A 2,036-nucleotide genomic window follows, 5' to 3' on the forward strand; every position below is an offset into this window, starting at 1 on the left:
GCTGATAACATAGAAACTGCGATCGCCTGTTATCAGAATTCACTGGAAATCCGTACCCCAGCAGCATTTCCCGTAAACCATATCGAAACTTCCTTTAACTTAGGCTTGGCTTATCAAGAGGATAAACGATTCCTGGAAGCCGAGAAAATTCTTGCATCTGCGATTAAGACAGTAGAGTCTTTGCGGGAGGAGATTCTTTCCGGGGATGAGACAAAACAGAAACTAGCAGAGGAATATCATGAAAATTATCGGCTAATGGTGGAAATTTCAGTAGCCTTGGGCAAAATACCCCAAGCCCTCACCTACGCCGAAAGGAGTAAAACCCGTAACTTAGTGGAAAATATCCTAATTCGCGATAGCAGTAACTTTTTTCCCGCTCCTGTCGTTACTCAACTAGAGGAATTACGAGATAAAATAGCCAGCGGGCAAAAACTCATCCAAACCAGTAAAAAGGAAAACCCCCAAGAATTAGCCGCTAACCTGCAACAGTGGCGACAACAGCGGAATGAATTACAAGACAGATACTTGCCCATCGGCGGTAGCTTCGACTTACAGGAATTTCAAAAATCCTTAGACAAAAACACCGCTATTCTGGAATGGTATATTACATCCGATAGAATACTGACCTTCATTATTACACCGAATCGACCTCTCCCTAACCCTCTCCTCTTAGGAGAGGGAACCGGAAATTTAGACAATTCAAAACCCCCCTCTCCTTTGAGGGGAGGGGAAGGGGGAGAGGTTTCCCTTTGGCAATCCACACCAGAAGATTTAGACAACTTACAAAACTGGGCAAACGAATATCTATATATATATAGTGAAAACACAGAAGAATGGAAAAATACCCTCACCTCCCGACTCGATGAATTAGCCAAAATCCTACATATCGACGACATCCTGCAACGGGAGGAAGTCAAATCATGTCAGCGACTTATCCTGATTCCCCATAAATATTTACATCACTTTCCGATTCATTCACTTCCTGTAGGAATGGGGGAAGAGAAGGTAAACGATAAATATTTAGGCGATATCTTTCCCCAAGGAGTCAGCTATGCACCGAGTTGTCAACTTCTCCAGCAACTACAACAACGCCAACGCCCCGACTTTAAGCACTTCTTCGCCATCCAAACCCCAACCGAGGATTTATACGAGACAGATTTAGGGATTATTCCCGCCATTAAACGAGAATTTACTACCGCAACTATTCTCAAACACGATAACGCCACAAAAGCCAACCTCTTAAACCATCCCCAACTCAAAACCGCCAATAACCTATTTTTCTTCTGTCACGGCTACTTTAATTCTGACTCTCCCCTAGATTCCGGTTTAGAGTTAGCCGACGATAAACTTACCGTCGCCGACATTATCACCCACCTGAAACTAGAAAACTGTCGCCTCGTCACTCTTTCCGCCTGCGAAAGCGGCTTACCGGAATTTGCCAATAGCGATGAATATTTGAGTTTACCATACTCCTTCCTCCTCGCCGGGAGTACCAACGTCATCGCCACTCAGTGGAGAGTAAGATCCGATGCCACAGCCTTATTGATGTTAAAATTTTATCAAGAATTTACCCAAGTTCGTAGTAAGCGCTTTAGCGCTGATAGTACTGAAGTACCAACTACTAACCCGACTGATGGTACTGAAGTACCAACTACTAACCCAAATACTGATGGTACTGAAGTACCAACTACTAACCCAAATCAGGATAATATTACAGTAGCCCTAACCTCAGCCGTATCCTGGTTACGCACAACTACAGTAACAGATTTTATCACTTGGGTGAATCAGTCGCCACTGAGTGAAGCTGTGAAAATAGACTTAAGAAATAAATTTAACGAAATTGCAGCGGAAAATGGCAATGATAGTCAGCCTTTTAATGAACCTTATTTTTGGGCAGGATTTTGTAGTGTGGGAAAATGAGTATTTTAGGGAATGAAGATATCGTTAAGTAGCGACAACCCGACAGAGAATAAATTCATTTAGTAGCGACAACCCGACAGAGAATAAATTCATTTAGTAGCGACAACCCGACAGAG

Annotated in this window: 1 protein-coding gene; it reads left to right on the forward strand. The window is 43.1% G+C overall.

The features are described from left to right. Positions 1–1,920, forward strand: a 1,920-nt coding sequence (locus NJ959_RS28910; protein WP_254015211.1) for a CHAT domain-containing protein, incomplete at its 5' end; no start/stop codon positions are given. Positions 1,921–2,036 lie beyond the last annotated feature (116 nt).

This window comes from Limnofasciculus baicalensis BBK-W-15, assembly GCF_024178385.1.
In the GTDB taxonomy this organism is placed as follows: Bacteria; Cyanobacteriota; Cyanobacteriia; order Cyanobacteriales; family Coleofasciculaceae; genus Limnofasciculus; species Limnofasciculus baicalensis.